Source organism: Anaerococcus tetradius ATCC 35098, assembly GCF_000159095.1.
GTDB lineage: Bacteria > Bacillota > Clostridia > Tissierellales > Peptoniphilaceae > Anaerococcus > Anaerococcus tetradius.
This window is the reverse complement of record NZ_GG666349.1, coordinates 1-541: the sequence shown is the minus strand read 5'-3', so window position 1 is coordinate 541 and position 541 is coordinate 1. Positions and strand designations below refer to the sequence as shown.

The following is a 541-nucleotide window of genomic DNA, read 5'->3' as shown; positions in this document are numbered from 1 at the left end:
GATATGAAAATGGAGAGTTTGTATTTGATAAGAATGTAGATAGTGTAGAACTTGAATTTGATTATAACAATGATATGTATCAAGGAAAGATGACTATATACAATCCAAATAAATATTCCATTGATACTCAAACAGATTTAACAGGACAAGATATTGATGAAAAGGACAATAAGATTGATGATTTAACTAAAAACATTAAGGATTTAGAAAATCAGATCAAAGACTTAAATGATAAGAAACAAGAAGACCAATCAAAGATAGATGAATTAAAAGAAAAGTTAGAATCTTGCAAAGATAATGGAGAGAAACTAAAACAAGAAAAAGCTAAGCTAGAAGAAGAGATTAGAGATAAAGACAATAAGATTGCTCAATTAAATAAAGAAATTAAGGATCTTAAAAATTCTAATAATAATGATGAACTAATAGCAGAAATTACTCAGCTTAAAGATGAACTAAAAAGATTACAATATGAAAATGCAAAGCTAAAAGAAGATTATTCATCTACAAAATGGGAGTTAGAAGCTGAGAAAGAAAAGACTGG

General features: G+C 26.6%; 1 protein-coding gene. It reads left to right on the top strand.

Translation table 11 applies throughout. The features are described 5' to 3' along the window. Window positions 1-541 (top strand): coiled-coil domain-containing protein (locus HMPREF0077_RS10120; protein WP_004837931.1); only part of this gene is annotated, 541 nt, incomplete at both ends.